The 23,587-nt window shown below is 65.5% G+C and carries 18 protein-coding genes; all 18 read right to left on the bottom strand.

From position 1 onward, the window contains the following. Positions 1 to 45: 45 nt before the first annotated feature. Positions 46 to 816 carry an enoyl-CoA hydratase gene (locus U5775_RS20025; RefSeq protein WP_322059833.1) on the bottom strand — a complete coding sequence of 257 codons (771 nt, stop codon included), beginning with the start codon at positions 814 to 816 and terminating at the stop codon, positions 46 to 48. Positions 817 to 949: 133 nt separating this feature from the next. Then, the gene (locus U5775_RS20020; protein ID WP_322059832.1) at positions 950 to 2,149 is read right to left on the bottom strand and encodes an acetyl-CoA C-acyltransferase; all 1,200 of its coding nucleotides are present in this window, start codon (positions 2,147 to 2,149) and stop codon (positions 950 to 952) included. A 37-nt stretch (positions 2,150 to 2,186) separates the two neighbouring features. Beyond that, the gene (locus U5775_RS20015) at positions 2,187 to 4,628 is read right to left on the bottom strand and encodes a 3-hydroxyacyl-CoA dehydrogenase/enoyl-CoA hydratase family protein (protein ID WP_322059831.1); all 2,442 of its coding nucleotides are present in this window, start codon (positions 4,626 to 4,628) and stop codon (positions 2,187 to 2,189) included. Positions 4,629 to 4,792: 164 nt separating this feature from the next. Next, positions 4,793 to 6,580, bottom strand: coding sequence for an acyl-CoA dehydrogenase C-terminal domain-containing protein (locus tag U5775_RS20010; protein WP_322059830.1), 1,788 nt, complete (start codon positions 6,578 to 6,580; stop codon positions 4,793 to 4,795). A gap of 88 nt (positions 6,581 to 6,668) precedes the next feature. Continuing rightward, complete coding sequence (locus U5775_RS20005) at positions 6,669 to 7,268, bottom strand: TetR/AcrR family transcriptional regulator (RefSeq protein WP_322059829.1); 600 nt, start codon at positions 7,266 to 7,268, stop codon at positions 6,669 to 6,671. Positions 7,269 to 7,554: 286 nt separating this feature from the next. Continuing rightward, on the bottom strand, positions 7,555 to 8,922 hold the full coding sequence (locus tag U5775_RS20000) for a phospholipase D-like domain-containing protein (RefSeq protein WP_415913615.1): 1,368 nt from the start codon (positions 8,920 to 8,922) through the stop codon (positions 7,555 to 7,557). A 131-nt stretch (positions 8,923 to 9,053) separates the two neighbouring features. Continuing rightward, a complete protein-coding gene (gene nudB / locus U5775_RS19995) occupies positions 9,054 to 9,539 on the bottom strand; it encodes a dihydroneopterin triphosphate diphosphatase (RefSeq protein ID WP_322059828.1) in 486 nt (161 codons plus the stop codon). Positions 9,540 to 9,731: 192 nt separating this feature from the next. Then, a complete protein-coding gene (aspS, locus tag U5775_RS19990) occupies positions 9,732 to 11,537 on the bottom strand; it encodes an aspartate--tRNA ligase (RefSeq protein WP_322059827.1) in 1,806 nt (601 codons plus the stop codon). Between the two features lie 62 nt (positions 11,538 to 11,599). Further along, on the bottom strand, positions 11,600 to 12,229 hold the full coding sequence (locus U5775_RS19985) for a DUF502 domain-containing protein (RefSeq protein WP_322059826.1): 630 nt from the start codon (positions 12,227 to 12,229) through the stop codon (positions 11,600 to 11,602). 73 nt (positions 12,230 to 12,302) lie between these two features. Continuing rightward, a complete protein-coding gene (locus U5775_RS19980; RefSeq protein WP_322059825.1) occupies positions 12,303 to 12,656 on the bottom strand; it encodes an FmdB family zinc ribbon protein in 354 nt (117 codons plus the stop codon). Positions 12,657 to 12,859: 203 nt separating this feature from the next. Continuing rightward, a complete protein-coding gene (locus tag U5775_RS19975; RefSeq protein ID WP_322059824.1) occupies positions 12,860 to 13,519 on the bottom strand; it encodes a thiopurine S-methyltransferase in 660 nt (219 codons plus the stop codon). A 54-nt stretch (positions 13,520 to 13,573) separates the two neighbouring features. After that, positions 13,574 to 15,151: a ubiquinone biosynthesis regulatory protein kinase UbiB gene (gene ubiB / locus U5775_RS19970; RefSeq protein WP_322059823.1), complete on the bottom strand. Its 1,578-nt coding sequence runs from the start codon at positions 15,149 to 15,151 to the stop codon at positions 13,574 to 13,576. A gap of 3 nt (positions 15,152 to 15,154) precedes the next feature. Then, entirely contained in the window at positions 15,155 to 15,838 is a 684-nt protein-coding gene (locus U5775_RS19965; protein ID WP_322059822.1) for an SCP2 domain-containing protein, read from the bottom strand. A 160-nt stretch (positions 15,839 to 15,998) separates the two neighbouring features. Beyond that, positions 15,999 to 17,015, bottom strand: a complete 1,017-nt coding sequence (locus tag U5775_RS19960) for a Tim44 domain-containing protein (RefSeq protein WP_322059821.1) — start codon at positions 17,013 to 17,015, stop codon at positions 15,999 to 16,001. A 36-nt stretch (positions 17,016 to 17,051) separates the two neighbouring features. Continuing rightward, positions 17,052 to 17,783, bottom strand: a complete 732-nt coding sequence (ubiE, locus tag U5775_RS19955; protein ID WP_322059820.1) for a bifunctional demethylmenaquinone methyltransferase/2-methoxy-6-polyprenyl-1,4-benzoquinol methylase UbiE — start codon at positions 17,781 to 17,783, stop codon at positions 17,052 to 17,054. Between the two features lie 100 nt (positions 17,784 to 17,883). Continuing rightward, positions 17,884 to 18,306: a DUF971 domain-containing protein gene (locus tag U5775_RS19950; RefSeq protein ID WP_322059819.1), complete on the bottom strand. Its 423-nt coding sequence runs from the start codon at positions 18,304 to 18,306 to the stop codon at positions 17,884 to 17,886. A gap of 68 nt (positions 18,307 to 18,374) precedes the next feature. After that, complete coding sequence (locus U5775_RS19945; protein WP_322059818.1) at positions 18,375 to 18,806, bottom strand: HIT family protein; 432 nt, start codon at positions 18,804 to 18,806, stop codon at positions 18,375 to 18,377. A gap of 42 nt (positions 18,807 to 18,848) precedes the next feature. Further along, on the bottom strand, positions 18,849 to 22,904 hold the full coding sequence (locus tag U5775_RS19940) for an FAD/FMN-binding oxidoreductase (RefSeq protein ID WP_322059817.1): 4,056 nt from the start codon (positions 22,902 to 22,904) through the stop codon (positions 18,849 to 18,851). Positions 22,905 to 23,587 lie beyond the last annotated feature (683 nt).

The following is a 23,587-nucleotide window of genomic DNA, read 5'->3' as shown; positions in this document are numbered from 1 at the left end:
CCAGTGATAAGCGAGCCCAGGCGGCGCCCACCGCGCCGCCCCGCCTCAATCGAACTGCCTGAAATCCGGCTTGCGCTTTTGCAGGAAGGCCGTGAACGCCTCGCGCGCTTCGGGCGCGAGCAGCATCTTGCCGAAGTGCACCGACTCCTCGCTGATCTGCGTCTTGATCTCGTGCCCGGACGCGCGCTTCATGAGCGCCTTGGTCACGCGCAGCGACGAGGCCGGCAGCGCAACGAGCTTCGCCAATTGGCCGCTCACGAACGCATCGAGCCCGGCGGCGGGCAGCACGCGATTCACGAAGCCTATGCGGTGCGCCTCGGCCGCATCGAAGGTCTCGCCGAGCAGCAGCTTTTCCGCCGCGCCCTGATAGCCCGCCACGCGCGGCAGCAGCAGCGACGAAGCCGCCTCCGGGCACAGCCCGCGCTGCGCGAACGGCATGGCAAAGCGCGCGCTCTCGGCGGCATAGACCAGATCGCAATGCAGCAGCAGCGTCGTGCCCACGCCGATGGCCGCCCCCGCCACCGCCGCCACGAGCGGCTTCTCGAAAGTCGAGATCGCATGCAGGAAGCGAATCACGGGCGAATCGCCGCCGGCGGGCGGATTCTTCAGGAAGTCCTCGATATCGTTGCCCGCCGTGAAGATCTCGGCATGACCGCGCAGCAGCACGGCGCGCACGGCGGCGTCCTCGTGCGCCGACGTCAGCGCATCGGTCATCGCCTGGTACATCGCGGGCGTGAGCGCGTTCTTGCGCTCGGGCCGGTTGATAGTGATCGTCAGCACGCCGTTCTCGCGTGCGATCAGGATTTCATTGCTCATGTAGAGGTCTCCAGTCCGATGCCGGGCCAGACATCGTTGCCAGCCCGATACGGAAAACGGCCCGCAGACCGCGAGGCCTGCGAACCGTGCCGATAACTTCAATGCGCGTCGATGCGCTAACGCCGAGGAACGCTTACAGCCGCTCGATGATGCCCGCCGCACCCATGCCGGTGCCGACACACATCGTCACCATGCCGTACTTCAGGTTGCGGCGACGCAGGCCATGCACGACCGTCGAGGCGCGGATCGCGCCCGTCGCGCCGAGCGGGTGGCCCAGCGCGATCGCGCCGCCGAGCGGGTTGATCTTCGAAGGATCGAGGCCAAGGTCCTGGATCACCGCCAGCGACTGCGCGGCAAACGCCTCGTTGAGCTCGATCCAGTCGAGGTCGTCCTGCTTCAGGCCCGCGGCCTTCAACGCGGCCGGAATCGCTTCCTTGGGGCCGATGCCCATGATCTCCGGCGGCACGCCGCGCACCGCGAAGCTCACGAAGCGCGCGAGCGGCGTGAGGTTGAACTGCTTGAGCACCTTCTCGGAAACGACGATCAACGCGCCCGCGCCGTCCGAGGTCTGCGAGCTGTTGCCGGCCGTGACCGAGCCCTTGTTCGCGAACACCGGGCGCAGCTTCGCGAGCCCTTCGAGCGTGGTATCGAGACGCGGACCTTCGTCGAGCTCGATCAGGCGCTCCTTCACCTTCACTTCGCCCGAAGCGAGATCGGGAAAACGCTCGATCACGGTGTACGGCGCGATCTCGTCCTTGAACTCGCCCGCCTGTTGCGCGGCCAGCGCGCGGCGATGCGATTCGACCGAGAACGCGTCCTGCGCCTCGCGGCTCACCTTCCAGCGCTCCGCGACCTTCTCGGCCGTCAGGCCCATACCGTAAGCAATGCCAATGTCTTCATTGCGGTCGAAGATGTGCGGCGAAAGCGAAGGCTTGTTGCCCATCATCGGCACCATGCTCATCGACTCGCAGCCGCCCGCGATCATCGCGTCCGATTCGCCGACGCGGATGCGGTCCGCGGCCATCGCGAGCGCCGTGAGACCCGACGCGCAGAAGCGGTTGACGGTCACGCCGCCCACGCTCTGCGGCAGCCCCGCGAGCAGCGCGCCGATGCGCGCCACGTTCAGTCCCTGCTCGGCCTCGGGAATCGCGCAGCCGACGATGGCGTCTTCGATCACGCTCGTATCGAGCCCCGGCACCTGCGCCACGGCCGACTTGATCGCGTGGACCAGCAGCTCGTCGGGGCGGGTGTTCCTGAACACGCCGCGCGGCGCCTTGCCGATGGGCGTGCGGCTCGCGGCAACGATGTAGGCGTCCTGCAACTGTTTGCTCATCTGTAACTCCAGTATTGGTGTGCGTACGTCGTACCGCTTAGTTGCGCACCGGCTTGCCGGTCTGCAGCATGCCCATGATGCGTTCCTGCGTCTTTTGCGTGCCGAGCAAGTCGACGAAGGCGCGGCGCTCGAGCTTGAGCAGCCATTCTTCGTCGACGAGGCTGCCCGCCTCGACGTCGCCGCCGCAGACCGCCTCGGCGATGCGGCTCGCGATCAGGAAGTCGTGGTCGCTGATGAAGCGGCCGTCGCGCATGTTCACGAGCGAGGCCTTGATGGTCGAGATCGCCGAGCGGCCCGCGACCGGGATCTGCGTCGCGCGCAGCGGCGGACGCCAACCGGCGGCGCTCAGCGCGCGCGCTTCCTTCTTCGCCGTGTCGAGCAGCTCGAACACGTTGAAGACGATCGTGTCCGAAGGCTTCAGATAGCCCATCGCTCGCGCTTCGAGCGCCGAGCCCGAGACCTTGGCCATCGCCGCGTTCTCGAACGACTTCTGCAGGAATCGCAGCAGATCGCTGGGCATCGCGCCCACGGCTTGCGCGGCGTCGGCCGCACGCAGCGCGGCTTCCTTCAGGCCACCGCCCGCCGGCACGAGCCCCACGCCCACTTCCACGAGACCGACATAGCTCTCGATGTGCGCGACGCGCTTCGCGCTGTGCAGCATGATTTCGCAGCCGCCGCCGAGCGCGATGCCCGAGACCGCCGCCACCACCGGCACGTTCGCGTACTTCACGCGCAGCATGGTGTCCTGGAACTTCTTCACAAACGGCTCGATGCCCTTGGCGCCGCCCATCATGAACGCGGGCATGGCCTCTTCGAGGTTCGCGCCCGCCGAGAACGGGCCGCCCGGCGCGCCGAGCTTCAGCGACGTCGGCTGCCAGATCACGACGCCCTTGTAGCCGTCCTCGGCGATCTCGATCGCCTTCACGAGGCTGTCGAGCACGCCCGGGCCCATCGTGTTCATCTTGCTCTTGTACGAGACGACGACGACATCGTCCTCGCCCGCGCGGTCGTCGGTCCATGCGCGCAGATGCTCGTTCTCGAACAGCGTCTTGCCGAACGACTTCGGATCGCGCGCATTCGATTCGCCGAACAGCGCCGCGCGGAACACCTGACGCTCGTAGACCGGCAGATTCGAGCGCGGCACGAAGCGTTGCGCAGCGGGCGACCACGAACCTTCCGCGCCATGCACGCCGCCGTTCGCGGCGACCGCGCCTTCGAACACCCAGGCGGGCAGCGGCGCGTTCGAGAGCGTCTTGCCCGCGTCGATGTCTTCCTTGACCCACTCGGCCACCTGCTTCCAGCCCGCGGCCTGCCAGCCTTCGAACGGTCCTTCGTTCCAGCCGAAGCCCCAGCGGATCGCGAGATCGACGTCGCGCGCGTTGTCGGCGATCGACTCCAGATGCACGCCGATGTAATGGAACACGTCGCGGAAGATCGACCAGAGGAACTGCGCCTGCGGGTGCTGCGTCTCGCGCAACAGCTTCAGGCGTTCGGCGGGCGCACGCTTGAGAATGCGGCCGACGATTTCGTCGGCCTTGCCGCCGGCGTCGACGTACTCGCCCTTCTCCGCGTCGAGCACCTTGATCGCCTTGCCTTCCTTGCGATAGAAGCCGCCGCCCGTCTTCTGGCCGAGCGCGCCCTTCGCCACGAGACCCGCGAGCACGGCTGGCGTCTCGTAGACCGGGAAGAACGGATCGTCCTTGAGGTTGTCCTGCATCGTCTTGATGACATGCGCCATGGTGTCGAGACCGACAACGTCAGCAGTCCGGAACGTTGCCGACTTCGCGCGACCCAGACGGCTGCCCGTGAGGTCATCGACTTCGTCGAAGCGCAGGCCGAACTTCTTCGCCTCCGCGATCACCGCGAGGATCGAGAAAATGCCGACGCGGTTCGCGATGAAGTTCGGCGTATCCTTCGCGCGCACCACGCCCTTGCCCACCACGCTCGTGAGGAACGTTTCGAGCTGGTCGAGGATTTCGGGCTGCGTGTGCGTCGTCGGGATCAGCTCGACGAGGTGCATGTAGCGCGGCGGATTGAAGAAGTGCACGCCGCAGAAGCGGGCTTTCAGCGCATCGTCAAAACCTTGCGACAGTTCGGTGATCGAGAGACCCGACGTATTCGAAGCGAAGATCGCGTTCGGGCCGAGGTGCGGCGCGACCTTCTTGTAGAGGTCGTGCTTCCAGTCCATGCGCTCAGCGATCGCCTCGATCACCACGTCGCATTCCGCGAGCTTCGCGATGTCGTCTTCGTAGTTCGCGGGCGTGATGTACTGCGCGTCGTCCTTCACACCGAACGGCGCAGGCGAGCGCTTCCTGAGGTTCTCGATCGCCTTGATCGCGATGGCGTTCTTCGGGCCTTCTTTCGCGGGCAGATCGAACAGCAGCACGGGCACGCGCGCGTTGATCAGGTGCGCGGCGATCTGCGCGCCCATCACGCCGGCGCCGAGCACGGCCACCTTGCGAATATTGAGATTGCTCACGTTGTTCCTCCAGCGGAACCGCAATGTTGAATAAATCGGGAGGTGCGCGACGCGGCGTGGTGCTTGTTCTTGCCGTGGGCGCCGCGACCGGGCATTCGGTGATTCAGGCGCGGCATGCTCGCATCGTTCACGAGCGCGCCGCGCCTGTCGTCCGACGCAGCGCCTTAGAACAGCGCTTCGTCCACTTCCATCAGCGTCTTCGAACCCGCGCGCGCCTGGCGGATCGAGGTGGCCGTTTCGGGCAGCAGCTTCGAGAAGTAGAAGCGCGCCGTCGCGAGCTTCGACTTGTAGAACGGATCGCCCGACGCTTCCTTGTCGAGCGCGATGCGCGCCATGCGCGCCCAGAAGTACGCGAACACGAGGTGGCCCGCCGTGCGCAGATACGGCACCGCGGCCGCGCCCACTTCGTCGGGGTTCTGCATCGCCTTCATGCCGATTTCCATCGTGAGCTTCTGCATCTTCTCGCCGATATCGGCGAGCGGGTTCACGAACTCCTGCATCTCCGGCTTGATGCCTTCGGCCTCGACGAAATCGGTCACGAGCTTGCCGAACTTCTTGAGCTTCGCGCCCATGTCGCCGAGCACCTTGCGGCCGAGCAGGTCGAGCGACTGGATCGTGTTGGTGCCTTCGTAGATCTGGTTGATGCGCGCGTCGCGCACGTACTGCTCCATGCCCCACTCGGAGATGAAGCCATGGCCGCCGTACACCTGCATGCCGAGGTTGGTGCTCTCGAACGCGTTATCGGTGAGGAAGGCCTTGATGATCGGCGTGAGCAGCGCGACCAGATCCGCGGCTTCCTTGCGCTCGCCTTCGTCGCCGTGCGAAAGCTCCTTGTCGATCTGGAGCGCGGACCAGTACGTGAACGCGCGCGCGCCTTCGGCCCATGCCTTCTGCGCGAGCAGCATGCGGCGCACGTCCGGATGCACGATGATCGGATCGGCGGCCTTCTCAGGCGCCTTCGGGCCCGTGAGCGAGCGCATCTGCAGACGCTCCTTCGCATAGACGAGCGAATTCTGGTACGCGACTTCGGTGAGGCCGAGACCCTGCATGCCGACGCCGAGGCGCGCGGCATTCATCATCACGAACATCGCGTTCAAGCCCTTGTTCGGCTCGCCGACGAGCCAGCCCTTCGCGCCGTCGAGATTCATCACGCAGGTCGCGTTGCCGTGAATGCCCATCTTGTGCTCGATCGAGCCGCACTTGATGCCATTACGCTCGCCCACTTCACCCGAGGCCGTGGGGATGAACTTCGGCACGACGAACAGCGAGATGCCCTTGGTTCCCGGCGGCGCATCCGGCAGACGCGCGAGCACGAGGTGGACGATGTTCTCGGCCATATCGTGTTCGCCGCTCGAGATGAAAATCTTCGTGCCCGAGATCGCATATGAGCCGTCGGCGTTCGGCTCGGCCTTGGTGCGCAGGATGCCGAGGTCGGTGCCGCAATGCGGTTCGGTCAGGCACATCGTGCCGGTCCAGACGCCTTCGACGAGCTTGGGCAGGTAGGTGTTCTGCAACTCGGGCGTGCCGTGCGCGTGCAGGCACTCGTAGGCGCCGTGCGAGAGACCCGGATACATGGTCCACGCCTGGTTCGCCGAGTTGAGCATTTCGTAGAGCGCGTTGTTCACAAACGCGGGCAGCCCCTGGCCGCCGTATTGGGGATCGCAGCCGAGCGCCGGCCAGCCGGCCTCGACATACTGCTTGTACGCTTCCTTGAAGCCCGTCGGCGTGGTCACGACGCCGTCACCGGCATAGGTGCAGCCTTCGCGGTCGCCCACCTGGTTCAGCGGAAACAGCACTTCCGAGCAGAACTTGCCGGCTTCTTCGAGCACCTGGTTGATGGTGTCGGCGTCGAGCTCGGCGTGCTTCGGCATCTGCTTGACTTCGCCTTCCACGTTCAGCAGCTCGTGCAAGACGAATTGCATGTCGCGCAGCGGCGCGGTGTACTGTCCCATGTCTTCTCTCCCTTGATATAGAACCTGGAGTTTCGGGCCCTTCGCGTACCCCTCGTGCCGCTGCTGCGCGAACTCGCGCGAGCGGCCGCTACTGGCTTACGCTCTGGTACGAAACAATCAGCTTTTCGAACGCGGCCCACGTATGCTCGACCGCATCCGGCAGGTGCAGGAAGCGGCCATCATGATGCAGACCGAGTGTCACGCTATACAGTTCGAACAGCATTAGCGCGGGGTCCGTGTCCTTGCGCAAATGCCCTTCTTCAATTGCCTGCGAAATGGCCCTCAGAAGCGCCGCACGCCACATCGTCACGCTCGCCGCCAGTTGCTCGCGCACCTGGCTGTCCGCGCGGTCGTCGTACTCGACCGCGCCGCTGATGTAGATGCAGCCGGTCGTGACCTCGTGAATGCGCTTCTCGATCCATCGGGAGAGCATCGCACGCAGACGTGGCAAACCGCGTGGCTCGCGCAGACTCGGAAAGAAGACTTCTTCCTCGAATCTACGGTGGTACTCGCGCACCACCTCGACCTGCAGGTCCTCGCGCGACCCGAAGTGCGCAAAGACGCCGCTCTTGCTCATCTGCATGCGCTCGGCAAGCAGGCCAATCGTCAGACCTTCCAGTCCATCGCGGCTCGCGAGGTCGAGGGCTGCATCCAGAATGGCGGCTCGTGTCTGTTCGCCTTTTCGCATAGCTTTTTTACCGTAACGATATAAGGCCCCGATGCGGTGTCCGAAGCGCTCATCTAAAGCTCGCAACCACCGATCGCATCTGGGCCGGAATGAAATCGAACGGCCGTACTATTATTGAAGACAGCCGTTCGGGAAAACAAGAACTTTATTAGAAACCGATTTCTAGCCGGTACTCTAATTTTCGGGCATCGCGCGCCATGCACAAGCGAACATTTCTCGATTGCAAGCCTGATGGCTCATATGGCAGGCGCGCCGATCGGAGGCCCGCCCGCGCGCGGATCGCCGGCTAGTCGTAGCCGCCCACGGTGAGCAGCTTCATGGTCGCGCGATAGAACGACCACGCGAGCCAGTTCACCGTGCGCACGTACCAGGGCCGCGCCTCGTAGCGCGCACGGTCGATCTGCGGGGACTCCTCGAACGCGCCGAGGATGGCATCGCGCAGTTGCTGGATCTGCGGATGCATCACGAGCAGCACGTTCGCTTCGTTATTGAGCACGAGGGAGAGCGCGTCGAGGTTCGAGGAGCCGACGGTCGCCCAGTTCGAATCGACCACGGCGACCTTGCCGTGCAGCATGGTCTTCTCGTACTCGGCGATCTGCACGCCCGCGCTCAGCAATTGGTTGTAGAGGAACGGCACGCCGTAGTCGAGCACCGCGAATTCTTTTCGTCCGATCAAAAGCTTGACGGTCACGCCGCGCTCCGCGGCTTCGAGCAGCGCGCGGCGCAGCCGCCGGCCGGGCATGAAGTACGGATTGGCGAGCAGCACTTCCTTGCGCGCCTCGCCGATGGCGTCGAGATAGGCTTTTTCGATTGCGCGCCGGTTCACGACGTTGTCGCGCGCGACGAAGGCCACGCAGGGCACACGCGCCACGCGCGGGTCGCGCACGCTCGCGCGCAGACGCTCGCGCAAGCGCGCAAAGAGGCGCCCCGCGGGCCCCGAACTCGCGGCGGGCGCGAGCGCGCGCAGCGCGTCGTCGACGATCTGCGTGGAGCGCGCGATCGTATGCCCGGTCGGATGCGGCGCCATGTAGCCCGCGCTCGCGGGCACTCCCGGCGAGAGCGTGCCCGCCGGCAACGGCGGCCGGTGGCCGAGCCGGATGCGCCGCCACTGCTGCTCGAACGCCACGCGCACGTCCACCACCACGGGCCCGTGCAGCTCGACGGCGAAGTCCCAGCGCGGCCAGGGCAGCGTCTTGCCGTCCTGCTTGAGGTCGTCGACCACGTTGATGCCGCCGCACGACGCGTACTGGTCGTCGATCACGGCGAGCTTGCGATGCGTGCGCGAAAAGCCGAAGCGCCCGAAGATATGCGGGTTGTAGACGCGATGCTCGATGCCGGCCGCGGGCCAGGTCTCGAAGAGCGCGAGATGGGGCGTGCCGATGCCGTCGGTGATGACGCGCACGCGCACGCCGCGCCGCGCCGCGCGCACGAGCGCGGCCGAGAGCGCGCGGCCCGTATCGTCGTCGCAGAAGATATAGGTTTCGATGGCGACATCGCGCGTGGCGGCGTCGATGCGCTCGATCATGGCCCCGAAGAAGTCCGCGCCCGAGCCGAACAGACATACCTCGTTGCCGCCCGTGAAGCGGTAGCGCGAGCGATAGCGCCGGCCCAGCAACGCCTCGCGCAGGCGCACGACGCGCTGCGAGTCGGTCACGGAGGCGCCGTCGTCAGCGCGCTTTCCCGCGCCTCCGCCAGCGCCATCTCCCGTGCCTTTACCGGGCCCGCTTCCTGGACGATCGCCCGTGCCGTTGCCGCGCTCGGTGTCGGGTTCGGTGCTGGCGTCGCTCACGTGCGCACTCCCCCAAGCTGCTCGAGCCGCGCGGGCAGTTGCAGGATCGCCTCGCGATTCGACGACGAGAAGCACTGCTCAGCGGCCTCTTCATAAGGCAGCCATCGATACGCGACATGCTCGCGCGGCGCGAGCGTGACGACCGTACCCTCGGGCACTTCGAGGCTGAACCAGTGCTCGACGTTGCGCGTGACGCCCGCTGCATAGCGGTGGCGCCAGACCGGGTAGATTTCATACTCGATCTCGTGGCGCCAGTCGCGCAGCGCCTGCTCGGGCACGCCCGGCGCGCCGACCACGATGCCGGTTTCCTCGGCCACCTCGCGCACGGCCGTCTCGGCGAACGGCTCGTCGAGCCGGTCCTTCGAACCCGTCACCGACTGCCAGAAGCCCGGCCGGTCGGCGCGCTCGATGATCAGGACTTCGAGCCGCGGCGTATGAATGACGACGAGTACGGATTGTGGAATCTTCGGCGGCTTCTGCATGGCGATGGAGCGAGGTGCATCTTCGTGCGTCGTGGGAATGCGCGACACAGCGCGCAGGAAAACGCGCGGCGCTTGAGTAAGGAATTTAACGCAAAAAGCAGGAAAGGCGCACGATGCGCCTTTCCTGTGGGGTGTTGCGTTGCGAGACGCAGGAGCCGCGCTGCGGCGGCTCATGCGCCCGCTGCGGCGCGCTTACTGCGCCGTCTTCTGCTCGGGCTGACGCAGACGGATATGCAGTTCGCGAAGCTGGCGCTCGTCCACTTCGCTCGGCGCCTGCGTGAGCAGACACTGGGCGCGCTGCGTCTTCGGGAACGCGATCACGTCGCGGATCGAGTCGGCGCCGGCCATCATCGTGACGATGCGGTCCAGACCGAACGCGATGCCGCCATGCGGAGGCGCGCCGTACTGGAGCGCGTCGAGCAGGAAGCCGAACTTCGCACGCGCTTCTTCCGCACCGATCTTGAGCGCGCGGAACACCTTGCTCTGCACGTCTTCCTGATAGATACGCACCGAGCCGCCGCCGATTTCCCAGCCGTTCAGCACCATGTCGTAGGCCTTCGCGAGGCAGCGGCCCGGGTCCGTTTCGAGGTATTCCAGGTGCTCGTCCTTCGGGCTCGTGAACGGGTGGTGCGCCGCCACGTAGCGGTTTTCTTCCTCGTCGTACTCGAACATCGGGAAGTCGATGACCCACAGCGGCTTCCAGCCCTTCTCGACGAGGCCGTTGGCCTTGCCGAATTCCGAATGGCCGATTTTCAGACGCAGTGCGCCGAGGCTGTCGTTCACGACCTTCGCGCGGTCCGCTGCGAAGAAGATGATGTCGCCGTCTTGTGCGCCGGTGCGCTCGAGAATCGCGGCGATGGCGGCGTCGTGCAGGTTCTTGACGATCGGGCTTTGCAGACCGTCACGGCCCTTCGCGGCTTCGTTGACCTTGATCCACGCGAGACCCTTCGCGCCGTAGATGCGCACGAATTCCGTGTAGCCGTCGATGTCGCCGCGCGAGAGCTCGGCGCCCTTCGGGACGCGCAGCGCCGCGACGCGGCCGTCCTTCGTGTTGGCCGGTGCGCTGAACACCTTGAAGTCGACGTCCTTCATCGCGTCGGTCAGCTCGGTGAATTCGAGCTTCACGCGCAGGTCCGGCTTGTCCGAACCAAAGCGGCTCATGGCTTCCGAGTACTTCATGACCGGGAACTTCGCGTCGAGCTCGACACCGATCGTTTCCTTGAACACGTGACGCGCCATGTCCTCGAACAGGTCGCGGATGTCCTGCTCGCCGAGGAACGATGTTTCGCAATCGATCTGCGTAAATTCGGGCTGACGGTCGGCGCGCAGATCTTCGTCGCGGAAGCACTTGACGATCTGGTAGTAGCGATCGAAGTTCGCCACCATCAAGAGCTGCTTGAAGAGCTGCGGCGACTGCGGCAGCGCGAAGAACTGGCCCGCGTTCGTGCGCGACGGCACGAGGTAATCGCGCGCGCCTTCCGGCGTGCTCTTCGTGAGCATCGGCGTTTCGATGTCGATGAAGCCGAGCGAGTCGAGATACTTGCGCACGGCCATCGTCACGCGGTAGCGCAGACGCAGGTTGTGCTGCATCTGCGGACGGCGCAGGTCGAGCACGCGATGCGTGAGGCGCGTGGTTTCCGAGAGGTTGTCGTCGTCGAGCTGGAACGGCGGCGTGACCGATGCGTTGAGCACCACGAGCTCGTGGCACAGCACTTCGATCTTGCCGCTCGTGAGGTTCGTGTTGACCGTGCCTTCGGGACGGTTGCGCACGACACCCAACACCCGCACGCAGAACTCGTTGCGCACGCCCTCAGCAGTCTTGAACATCTCGGCGCGGTCGGGGTCGCAGACCACCTGAACGAGACCCTCGCGATCGCGCAGGTCGATGAAGATGACGCCGCCGTGGTCGCGGCGGCGCTGCACCCATCCGCACAGCGAAACAGTTTGGCCCAGCAGCTGTTCGGTCACCAGACCGCAGTATTCAGATCTCATCGACATGATGTTCGTCTTTCGTTATGCATGAATGAACGGGAGCGCCGCATGCGGCGCGGCGTCCGGTATTAAAGCGGGGGATCGATGGGGCGGCGGGCATTCGCGGCCGGCGCGACGACGCCCATCGAAACAATATACTTGAGCGCGGCATCGACCGTCATGTCGAGCTCGATCACCTCGCTCTTCGGCACCATCAGGAAAAAACCCGAGGTGGGATTGGGCGTGGTGGGCACATAGACGCTCACGTGCTCCTCGCGCAGATGGTTCACCACGTCGCCGCCCGGAATGCCGGTGAGGAACGCGATGGTCCAGGAGCCCTTGCGCGGGTACTCAATCAGGAGTGCCTTGCGAAAAGCATTGCCGTTGCTGGAAAGCAGTGTATCGGAAACCTGCTGGATGCTGCTGTACAGCGGACCCACGATCGGGATGCGGCGCACCAGCGCGTTCCACCACACCACCAGCTTCTGGCCGATAAAGTTGTGCGTGAGCAGCCCCACCACGAAGATGAACGCGAGCGTGAGCACCGCGCCGAGGCCGGGCAGGCGCACCGAAGGCCGCCATGACTCGGGCAGCAGCAGCAGCGTCTGATCCATCGTGCCGATGACGAGATTCAGCACCCACAGCGTGATGGCCAACGGCACCAGCACGAGAAGGCCGGTCAGGAATACCGATTTGAAGGTCGCTTTCTTGATCGTCATGTACACGCCATCCGGGCCGCGCGCGACGCGCGGCGCAAGCGCCGCCGGGCTCCGGGAGCCGGGCGGCAGGGTTTCAGGTGGAGCCGGCCGTGCCGGACGCCGGGCTCGCGGGTGCGGGCGTGGCCGACGACGAAGCGGCGCTCGCGCCCTCGCCCGCCGGCTTGCTGCCTTCGGACGACGACGCGCTCTCCTCGGACTTCGCGCCCGTTGCAGCAGCATTCGTGCCGCCGGACTTGCCGCCGTTGCCGCCGCGGAAATCGGTGACGTACCAGCCCGAGCCCTTCAGCTGAAAGCCGGCCGCGGTGACCTGCTTGCGAAATGTGTCCGCGCCGCAGCTTGGGCACTGCGTCAGGGGCGCATCGCTGATCTTTTGGAGCACGTCCTTGTCGAAGCCGCACGACTCGCAGCGATAAGCGTAGATCGGCATGATCTCTATCCTGATGAAACGAGTGAAATTCTGATAAAAGCTTGCAAAGCCTTGAATTATAGCCGGAAACGCGCCCCTGGCCCGGTATTTGCCGGGCCTGCGTGGCGGAATGCGACCTGGCTCTAGTTGGGGGCGGTTTGCGCCCGATCAAGGGCGTAGCCGTGTTTCGACGTTTTCGGCGTGCGAGAGCGGGTTGCGCGGCGTTATCCGGCGCTGTGCGGCGCGACCGCGGTGTCGTTGCGTTGCCACGTGAGCCAGCGCTCGCGGCCGACGAACACGGGCAACGAGCCCTCCACGGGCTGGTCGTCGAGCAGCGTGAAGTACGGCGCGAGGAGCGTGTCGAGCTCGGCGCGCTCGATGCCGAAGGGTGGCCCCTTGGGCGTGTCGCCGAGGAAAAAGAAGCCCGCCAGCAGCGCCGCCGGCTCGAGCAGCCCGGCCATGCGCCGCGCGTAGTCCGGCCGCTGCGCCTTGGGCAGCGCGCACAGGAATGCGCGCTCGAAGATCCACTGGGTCGCGAACGGCGGCTCGTACGTGTAGAAGTCCGCTTCCTCGACCACACCCGCGAACTCGCCGAGCACCGCGCGCGCATTGTCCACCGCCGATGGTGCGAAATCGATCGCGCGCACCGTGCGGCCACGTTCGGCCAGCCAGCGCGCTTCCCAGGCATTGCCGCAGCCCGGAATCAGCACGGCGGCGCCGGGATGCGCGGCCGCGAAGGTCTCGAAGGCCGGCTGCACGCCGGCCTGATCCCACGGTGTGAAGCCGCGCTCGAAGCGCTCGTTCCAGAACTCGCGCGCGCCGGGGTCGCGCGTTTCGAACTCGGGCGCCTCGCCCGGCTGCTGGGGAAGGGTCGGTTCGCTCATCGCCTCGCTCCTGTCGATCCACCTGCCTGTCTATCTGCCTGCGCCTGGCCTGCGTCAGCCGCCATAGGCCATCGCCAGCCATACGCGCGCCGCGACCATGCCCAATCCCACTGCCACGCCGAACACCACGAGACCTTGCAGCAGGCGGTTGGTACGGCGCTGCTCGGCAAGAATCTGGCGAATGGTGTCGTCGTTGCCGAGATGCCCGGCGTCCTGGCGGTGCAGCAGCGCCTGATGCACGAGCCGCGGCAACTGCGGCAGCGTCTTGCTCCACTGCGGCACCTCGATCTTGAGGCGCTCGTACCAGCCGCGCAGGCCGATTTGCTCGGTCATCCAGCGTTCCAGATAGGGCTTGGCGGTCTTCCAGAGATCCAGCTCCGGATCAAGCGAGCGCCCGAGGCCCTCGACGTTGAGCATGGTCTTCTGCAGCAGCACGAGCTGCGGCTGGATCTCGACGTTGAAGCGGCGCGAAGTCTGGAAGAGGCGCAGCAGCACCTGGCCCAGCGAAATATCCTTGAGCGCGCGGTCGAAATACGGTTCGCAGACGGCGCGGATGGCGCTCTCCAGTTCCTCGACGCGCGTCGTCGGGGGCACCCAGCCCGATTCAATGTGCAGCGTCGCGACGCGGTGATAGTCGCGCTTGAAGAACGCGAGGAAGTTCTGCGCGAGATAGTTCTTGTCGAAGTCCGAGAGCGCCCCGACGATGCCGAAGTCGAGCGCGATATAGCGCCCGAAGTGCGCCGGATCGAGGCTCACCTGGATGTTGCCGGGGTGCATGTCGGCGTGAAAGAAACCGTCGCGGAACACCTGCGTGAAGAAGATCTCGACGCCCTCGCGCGCGAGCTTCGGAATGTCGACGCCCGCCGCGCGCAGCTTGTCCACCTGGCTGATCGGCACGCCCACCATGCGCTCCATGACAAGCACGTTGGGCGTGCTGTACTCCCAGTACATCTCCGGCACGAGCAGCAGATCGAGGCCCACGAAGTTGCGGCGCAACTGGCTGCCGTTGGCGGCCTCGCGCATGAGGTCGAGCTCGTCGTGCAGGTATTTGTCGAATTCGGCCACCACCTCGCGCGGCTTGAGGCGCTTGCCGTCGGCCCAAAGCCGCTCGGCCCAGACAGCGAGGTCGCGCAGCAGCAGCAAGTCCGAATCGATCACGGGCCGCATGTTCGGGCGCAGCACCTTCACGGCCACCGCCTTGCCCGCGTGCTGGCCGGACTTCACCTTCGCGAAGTGCACCTGCGCGATCGAGGCGCTCGCCACGGGCACGCGCTCGAATTCGTCGAACAGCGTGTCGACGGGCGCACCCAGCGATTTTTCGATGATGTCGATCGCCACCTGGGATTCGAACGGCGGCACCTGGTCCTGCAGCTTCGCGAGCTCGTTGGCGATATCGAGCGGCAGCAGATCGCGGCGCGTGGAGAGCACCTGGCCGAACTTCACGAAGATCGGCCCAAGGCTTTCGAGCGCGAGGCGCAGGCGCACGCCGGGCGGCTGATCGAATTTGCGGCCGATGGTGGTGATACGCAGCAATAGCCTGACGCGCCGGTCATTGATCCGGCTCAACATCATTTCGTCGAGGCCGAAGCGGATGACCGTAAAGAAGATCTTCAGGAAACGCAGAAAACGCATGTCTTAGAGGCCTGTTGTCTGGCTCGGGCCGCGCGGTGCGGCGCCCGGCGGCGACGCCGCGGGGCTCGCCTGGGCGCCATGCGGGCCGCCACGCGCTTGTGATTTTTGTTCAAGGCGCTCGATGCGCTTCTCCACGCGCGCCAGTGCGTCGCGCGCGCGTGACAGCTCCACGTTGAAGCCGTCGAGCTCGGCGCGCCGCACGAGCTGCGGATTTTCGTCGAGCAGGTATTCGGTCACGGAGCCGAGCACGTTGCGCCCCGTGCGCAACGCCTGCTCATGCACGGTGCGCGCGAGCGTCGCGACGCGCGAAGCCGGCGCGTCGCCGATCAGCTTCGCGAGGTCCTCTTCGGGCTCCCAGCGCAGGTGCTCGGCCAGCTTGCCGATGATCTGCGCGAATTCCGCGTCGCCCTCGATCTTCACGTGCTTCATGACGGCGGACTGGCCGCCCTGGACATACGAAGAGAGCGCGCCGGCCGGCAGCGAGAGCGCAACGTCCGCGTGTTGCGCGTCGTGCTCGTCGACTGCGGCAAGATAGCCGTCAGGCTCCACGAGCAGCGTGAGCACGACAGGCGGACACGACAGACGCGCGGTCTTGCCGGCATAGGGAGCGAGGCGGTCGCGGGCCCACGATTCGCGGGCGAGCAGGTGATTGACGGCGGCGGCGAAGGGCTTGGCGGCGAGAGTCATCGGCGTGGAATAAAGAAACCCGCGCGGGCGTCAAGCTCGCGCGGGTTCCTATTGTAGCGTTCGCGCCGCCCGATCGCGCCGCGCCGCGGCCTGGCCGGATGGCCAACGTAGACGTGCGTTCGACCCAGCCGCGCGGGATCAACGCCGCATCAGCGCCGAATCAATGCGATTCGACCTGCTGGATGCCGGCGAGCAGCCAGCCCTCGCCCGAGGTGCGCGACTTCGAGAGATTCCAGATCTCGATGAACGGCGCGGCGGCCGCGCCCGCTTCTTCGCGAATCAGGCCGGAGAAGCGCACGCTCGCGAGATATTCGCTGCCGCGTTCTTCCACCGCGAGCAGATCGGCATTGAGCTGGACGACGTCGGTCTGATTGGGCTGCGTGCCGCGACCCGCGAGGTCCACGCGGATCTCGGCGAACATCTCGGGCGTCGTGAATTCGCGGATGTCCTCGACGTTACCCACGTCCCACGCAGCCTGCAGGCGCACGAAATAAACCTTCGCGTTGCGCAGGAACGCTTCGGTGTCGAACCCTGCCGGAACGGTCAGCGCCGTATCGATTTGCGGCGTGCTCAAGGGATTGGCTTCGGGCGCGAGGTACTGGCCCGTGGGCGGCGCCGTGTAGCGCGGCTCCTGCGGCTGGTAGCCGCCCATCTGGTTCAGGCCGCCCGAGGGCGGCAGGCCCGCGCCGCCCGTCTGATAGGCGGGCTGCGGCCCGCGACGGCGGCTCGTGAACTTGCGGATCACCCAGATCGCGATGAACGCGAGCAGCGCGATCACGATCATGTTCGCCATCATGCTGGCAAACGCGCCGCCAAGGCCGAAGTGCGAGAGCAGCGCCGCAATGCCGAGGCCGGCCGCGAGGCCCGCGATAGGTCCGAGCCAGCGGTTGCGCGCCGGAGCCGCGGGCGTGGGCGCCGGCGTGCCGGGCGCGCGCTGGGCGCCGGCTTGCTGCGCGGGATTCGTGGGGCTGGGCTGGGCCGGCGGCGGCGTGGTGCTGCGCTGCGAGGCCACCGACGACTGCTTGCCGAAGCTGCGGCCGCCACCCATGCGGCGCGCCTCGGCATCGAACGACGCCAGGCTGCCGGCCACCATCACACCCACGAGGGCCAGAGCTCCAATCTGCCTGGCCCACGACACTGAAAGCTTTTTGGAAGCAACATTGCGGGACTCAGACATGACGGAATTTCCTTTAAAGACAGAGAGTTGGGAACACTAATACTTTGTGCCGACGTGTAAGGCTACCACGCCAGCTGACAAATTGTAATATTTGACGGCGTCGAGGCCGACTTGTTCCATCATCGTCTTCAATGTTTCCTGGTCGGGATGCATGCGGATCGACTCGGCGAGATAGCGATAGCTGTCGGCATCCTGTGCAAAGCGTGCGCCCAGCCACGGCAGCACCTTGAACGAATAGACGTCGTAAGCCTTCTTGAGCGGCTCCCAGACCTTGGAGAATTCGAGCACGAGCAAACGGCCGCCCGGCTTGAGCACGCGGCGCATCTCGGCGAGCGCGGCGTCCTTGTGCGTCATGTTGCGCAGGCCGAAAGCCACCGTCACCACGTCGAAGTAGTTGTCCGGAAAGGGAATTTTCTCAGCGTCGCAGAGCAGCGCGGGCGTGATCACGCCGCGGTCGATGAGCCGGTCGCGGCCCACGCGCAGCATCGACTCGTTGATGTCGGTGTGCCAGACCTCGCCGGTCGGGCCGGCCTTCTTCGCGAACGCCATCGAGAGGTCGCCCGTGCCGCCCGCGATGTCGAGCACGCGGGCGCCCGGCCGCACGTTCGCCTCTCCGATCGTGAACGCCTTCCAGGCGCGATGCAGCCCGCCCGACATCAAGTCGTTCATCAGGTCGTAGTTCGAGGCGACCGAATGGAACACGCCGGCCACCTTCTTCGCCTTGTCCTGTTCGTCGACTGATTCGTAGCCGAAGTGGGTTTTGCTCATCGCGCTCGTCCTTTCGCGGGTCTGACCGGATCGTGTCCGGTCTTATGTGATCAAGTGCGGCGCGTAGGCGCCGCGGCGGGCAGGATCGTAACAGGAAGCGTCAGTGGCAGTGGCCGTGTGCGGCACCGCCATGGGATTGCGGGGCCATCGGCGCATCGCGTTCGACGCCCGCGGCCTTCAGTTTGGCGAAGTACTCCGCCCAGAGCTCGTCCTGGCGCGTCGCCAGCTCGTAGAGCTGATCCCAGGAGTAGATGCCGCTACTATGGCCGTCGGAAAAAGTCGGTTGCAGCGCATAGTTGCCGACGCCTTCGAGCGCCGTGATCGTCACTTCGCGCTTGCCGGTTTGCAGCGTCTCCTGGCCGGGCCCGTGGCCGCGCGCTTCCGCCGAAGGCGTATAGACGCGCATCAACTCGAACGGAACGCGGTAGCTCTCGCCGTTGCCGTACTGGAGTTCGAGCACGCGCGATACCGCGTGCACCACAACGCCGGTCGGCACCGGCGTATCGGATTTCAGTCCACTCATGATTGTTTCTGTCCCTTCCTCAGCGGCGCCCGCGCGAGCGCGCATGACGTTCACGCATGACGGCTGGCTCAGGCCAGCGCCTGCTCGATTTCCTGACGCACCGCGTCGCGCAGCAGCGTGGCCTGCGCGCGGCGCTGCCCGAGCATCGCCTCCGAGACCGTGCGCTGGCGCGGCGACCATACCGACATCGGAAAATGCGCGTCGTTCGTGAAGCGCGGAATCACGTGCCAGTGCACGTGCGGCACCTGGTTGCCAAGGCTTGCGAGATTCACCTTCGATGGCTGCATCACGCGGCGCAGCGCGCGCTCGACCGCGTAGACGGCCCGCATCAGGTGTTCCCGGTCCGCCGCTCCCAGATCCGAGAATTCGGCGACATGCGCATTCCAGATGACCCGGCAAAAGCCCGGATACTCGGTTTCGGCGGTCGCGAGCACGACGCGCATGCGCTCGTCCTCCCACAGCACGTCACCGCCTTCCTCATTGCAGAATACGCATCCCATCGTCGTCCTCGAACCCGTGTTACGGAAAATTTTGCGCTGCCATTAGACCAGCACGCGCTCGATTCCGCCATTGTTCGCCTTCTGAACGTAGTCCGCCATCCAGTTTTCGCCAAGCACATGTCGGGCGATTTCCACCACGATGTAGTCGGCTTCGATGTTGGCGTCCTCGTTGTACCGCGACAGCCCCTGGAGGCACGACGGGCAGCTCGTCAGAATCTTCACGTCCTGGGTGCTGCCCTGCCCGCCCGCTTCCTGCTGCGTGGCCGGCTGCACCCCGTTCGCACCGCTTATGCCCGTCGCGACAATCGGAATGTTGCGCAGCTTCGCCGCGCCCTTGCGGATTTCCTCTTCCTTGCGGAAACGCACCTGCGTCGAAATGTCGGGACGCGTCACGGCGAGCGTGCCCGATTCGCCGCAGCAACGATCGTTCTTCTCGATCTTGTAGCCATCGTGTTCGGAACCCATCAGCTCGTTGACGAGCTTGACCGGGTCCATCGTCTTGATCGGCGTGTGGCACGGGTCGTGGTACATGTAGCGCGTGCCCGTCACGCCATCGAGCTTGATGCCCTTCTCGAGCAGGAACTCGTGAATGTCGATGATGCGGCAACCGGGGAAGATCTTGTCGAATTCATAACCGGCAAGCTGGTCGTAGCAGGTGCCGCACGACACGACCACCGTCTTGATATCGAGGTAGTTGAGCGTGTTGGCGACGCGGTGGAACAGCACGCGGTTGTCGGTGACGATCTTCTCGGCCTTGTCGAACTGGCCCGAGCCGCGCTGCGGATAGCCGCAGCACAAGTAGCCCGGCGGCAGCACGGTCTGCACGCCCGCCTCCCAGAGCATCGCCTGGGTGGCGAGGCCCACTTGCGAGAACAGGCGTTCCGAGCCGCAGCCCGGGAAGTAGAACACCGCTTCCGAATCCACGCTCGTGGCCTTCGGATTGCGAATGATCGGCACGATCTTGTTGTCTTCGATGTCGAGCAGCGCGCGCGCCGTCTTCTTCGGCAAATTGCCCGGCATCTTCTTGTTCACGAAGTGGATCACCTGCTCGACCACGGCCGGCTTGCCCGTCGACGCGGGCGGATGCGCGGTCTGCTTCTTCACGAACTTCTTTAGCACATCGTTGCCGAGGCGCTGCGCCTTGTAGCCCACGCCCATCATCGCGTTGCGCGCGAGGTTGATGGTCTGCGGGTTCGTCGCGTTGAGGAAGAACATGCCCGCCGCGTTGCCCGCGTTGAACTTCTTCTTGCCCATCTTGCGCAGCAGGTTGCGCATGTTCATCGTGACGTCGCCGAAGTCGATCTTGACCGGGCACGGCGTCACGCACTTGTGGCAGACCGTGCAGTGGTCGGCCACGTCGTTGAACTCGTCCCAGTGCTTGATCGACACGCCGCGGCGCGTCTGCTCTTCATAGAGGAACGCCTCCACGAGCAGCGAGGTCGCGAGAATCTTGTTGCGCGGGCTGTAGAGCAGGTTCGCGCGCGGCACGTGCGTGGCGCACACGGGCTTGCACTTGCCGCAGCGCAGGCAGTCCTTGACCGACTCGGCAATCGCGCCAATGTCGGACTGCTGCATGATCAGCGATTCGTAGCCCATCAGGCCGAACGACGGCGTATAGGCGTTGCGCAGGTCGGCGCCTTCGAGTAGCTTGCCCTTGTTGAAGCGCCCTTCCGGATCGACGCGCTGCTTGTAGGCGCGGAACTCGGCGATTTCGTCTTCCGTGAGGAATTCGAGCTTCGTGATGCCGATGCCGTGCTCGCCCGAGATCACGCCGTCGAGCGAGCGCGCGAGCTTCATGATGCGCGCGACCGCGTGGTGCGCGTCCTGCAGCATCTCGTAGTTGTCCGAGTTGACCGGGATGTTCGTGTGCACGTTGCCGTCGCCGGCGTGCATGTGCAGCGCCACGAACACGCGGCCGCGCAGCACCTTCTTGTGGATCGCCTGGGCTTCGTCGAGAATCGGCTTGAATGCGCCGCCGTTGAAGATCTGGCGCAGCTCCGCGCGAATCTCCTGCTTCCACGAGATGCGCACCGTGCGGTCCTGCGTGACGTGGAAGACGTTGGCTTCGGGCTGCACGTCGACGCGATCGGCGAACTTCTCCGCGAGCGCCTCGTAGCCCAGTTGCACGAGATAGTGCTGTGCCTCGCGCAGCGGCAGATCGAGCTTCTCGCCCACGAAGGTCCAGCGCTCGCGCACGCGCTTGAGCAGGTCGAGCGCCTGCTGCACGCGGTCTTCGAGCAGCTCCGCCGACGGGATTTCGTTCGCGTCGTCGGTCTTGCCGAGCGGCAGCTTGCCTTCCTTGAAGAACGCTTCGAGCGCATCGATCAATTGCAGCTTGTTCTTGATCGACAGCTCGATGTTGATGCGCTCGATGCCGTCCGTGTACTCGCCCATGCGATTGAGCGGGATCACGACGTCTTCGTTGATCTTGAACGCGTTGGTGTGCTTCGCGATCGCGGCCGTGCGGCTGCGGTCGAGCCAGAAGCGCTTGCGCGCCTCGGCGCTCACCGCCACGAAGCCTTCACCGCTCTTGCCGTTGGCCATGCGGATGACTTCCGAAGTCGCCGACGCCACGGCGTCGGCATCGTCGCCGACGATATCGCCGATCAGCACCATCTTCGGAAACGCGTTGCGCTTGCTCTTGGTCGCGTAGCCCACGGCGCGCAGATAGCGTTCGTCCAGATGCTCGAGACCCGCGAGAATCGCGCCGCCTTTCTTCGAGGTCTCGAACAGATAATCCTTGATCTCGACGATGCTCGGAATCGCCTCGCGCGCCTGGCCGAAGAATTCGAGGCAGACCGTGCGCGTATGCGCGGGCATCTTGTGCAGCACCCAGCGCGCCGACGTGATGAGCCCGTCGCAGCCTTCTTTCTGCACGCCCGGCAGGCCGGCGAGGAATTTATCGGTGACGTCCTTGCCGAGGCCTTCCTTGCGGAAGCGCTTGCCTTCGATGTCGAGCCATTCGGTGCGCAGCAGCTTTTCGCCGGGCGCATACTCGCCGTCGAACCACTTGAGCTCGAAGCGCGCGACGGCGATGTCGTGGATCTTGCCGAGGTTGTGGTCCAGACGCGTGACTTCGAGCCAGTTGCCCTGCGGATCGACCATGCGCCACCAGGCGAGGTTGTCGAGCGCCGTGCCCCAGAGCACGGCCTTCTTGCCGCCCGCGTTCATCGCGACGTTACCGCCGATGCAGGACGCGTCGAGCGAGGTCGGATCGACCGCGAACACGAAGCCCGCCGCGTCGGCCGCCTCGGTCACGCGGCGCGTGACGACGCCCGCGCCCGAGAAAATGGTCGCGACCTTGCGGTCCACGCCGGGCAGATCCGTCATCTCGACGGGGCCGAGCTGCTCAAGCTTTTCGGTGTTGATGACGGCCGAGAACGGCGTGAGTGGCACCGCGCCGCCCGTGTAGCCCGTGCCGCCGCCACGCGGAATCACCGTGAGGCCGAGCTCGAAGCAGGCCTTGATGAGGCCCGCGATTTCGGCTTCGGTGTCGGGCGTGAGGACCACGAACGGATATTCGACGCGCCAGTCGGTTGCGTCCGTGACGTGCGCGACGCGCGCCATGCCGTCGAAGCGGATGTTGTCCTTCTGCGTGCGGCGGCCGAGCACCTTGTTGGCGCGGCGGCGCAGGTCGGCCATCTTCTCGAATTCGGCGGCGAAGTCGTCGATGGCGCGGCGCGTGGCGGCAACCAGCGTCTCCACGCGCGCGGCGCGGTCCACGCCTTCCTTGTCGCCATGCTCCTGAAGATCGGCGCGGCGGCGCTTCTCGATTTCGGCAAGGCGGTGGTTCAGCGCCTCGATCAGCAGCGCGCGGCGCTTCGGGTTGTCGAGCAGGTCGTCCTGCAAATACGGATTGCGGCGCACGACCCAGATGTCGCCGAGCACTTCGTAGAGCATCCGTGCCGAACGGCCCGTGCGGCGCTCGGCGCGCAGTTCGGCGAGCGCGTTCCATGCATCTTCGCCCAGCAAACGGATGACGATTTCGCGATCCGAAAAGGACGTGTAGTTATAGGGAATCTCGCGCAGGCGCGGTTCGACATCGGTGGCCACGGCGGCGGCAGCGCCGTGAGGATCGAAAACTTGAGGTGCGTTCATGGTTGGACGACTCTTGGTGACAGCCCCGCGCATGGGGCTCGATGCCTTGCATGGCGGACGCTGACGGGGCGCGTGGAGCGCTATTCTGAAATCGTGTCCGCCGGCGGCTCGCGATACGCGCGCTGTGGGCTGATAGCGGACTTTAGGGGTGGGGAAGCATGGCGGCTGCACTCACGCCGATGGTTCCCCGGCGCTCGGACTTAGCGGCACGATCGTGCGTGCCGGACTTGCCGCTGCGCCGCGGGGCGGGTCTCGCGCCGTGCGGGCATCAAATGGGCTATCCGAGTCTGCCAGTGCATCTTCCGATCCTTGTTTCAAAAAGCGATTTTAACGCATGATCCGCGCCCGCGCTGAGGGTGGTCGGGAACTTCGCCACACCTGCGGGCGCGAGTATCCATGAGGAGCGCGACCGGCCGGTGATAAGGGGGTGATACGGGCGTGATCCCGGTGTAACGGGGCCATGCGCCCATGAATTCGCCGTCCGAAGGGTCGGGAATTGGCAGGCTGTGGGCACACTGTCGGCACGATCATTGGCGCTATCATTTACGTTTTCCCGTCAAATCCCGCGCTCGGCGCCTCCCTCGCATGGCCTCCCACGACGATTATCTGAAGAAAGTCCTTACCGCCCGCGTCTACGACGTGGCCCGCGAGACCGAGCTCGAGCGCGCGCCGAACCTCTCGGT

The sequence above is a fragment of the Paraburkholderia sp. J63 genome, assembly GCF_905220245.1.
Taxonomy (GTDB): Bacteria; Pseudomonadota; Gammaproteobacteria; order Burkholderiales; family Burkholderiaceae; genus Paraburkholderia.
Note: the sequence above shows the minus strand (reverse complement) of the source record. Positions and strands in the feature narration are given on the sequence as shown.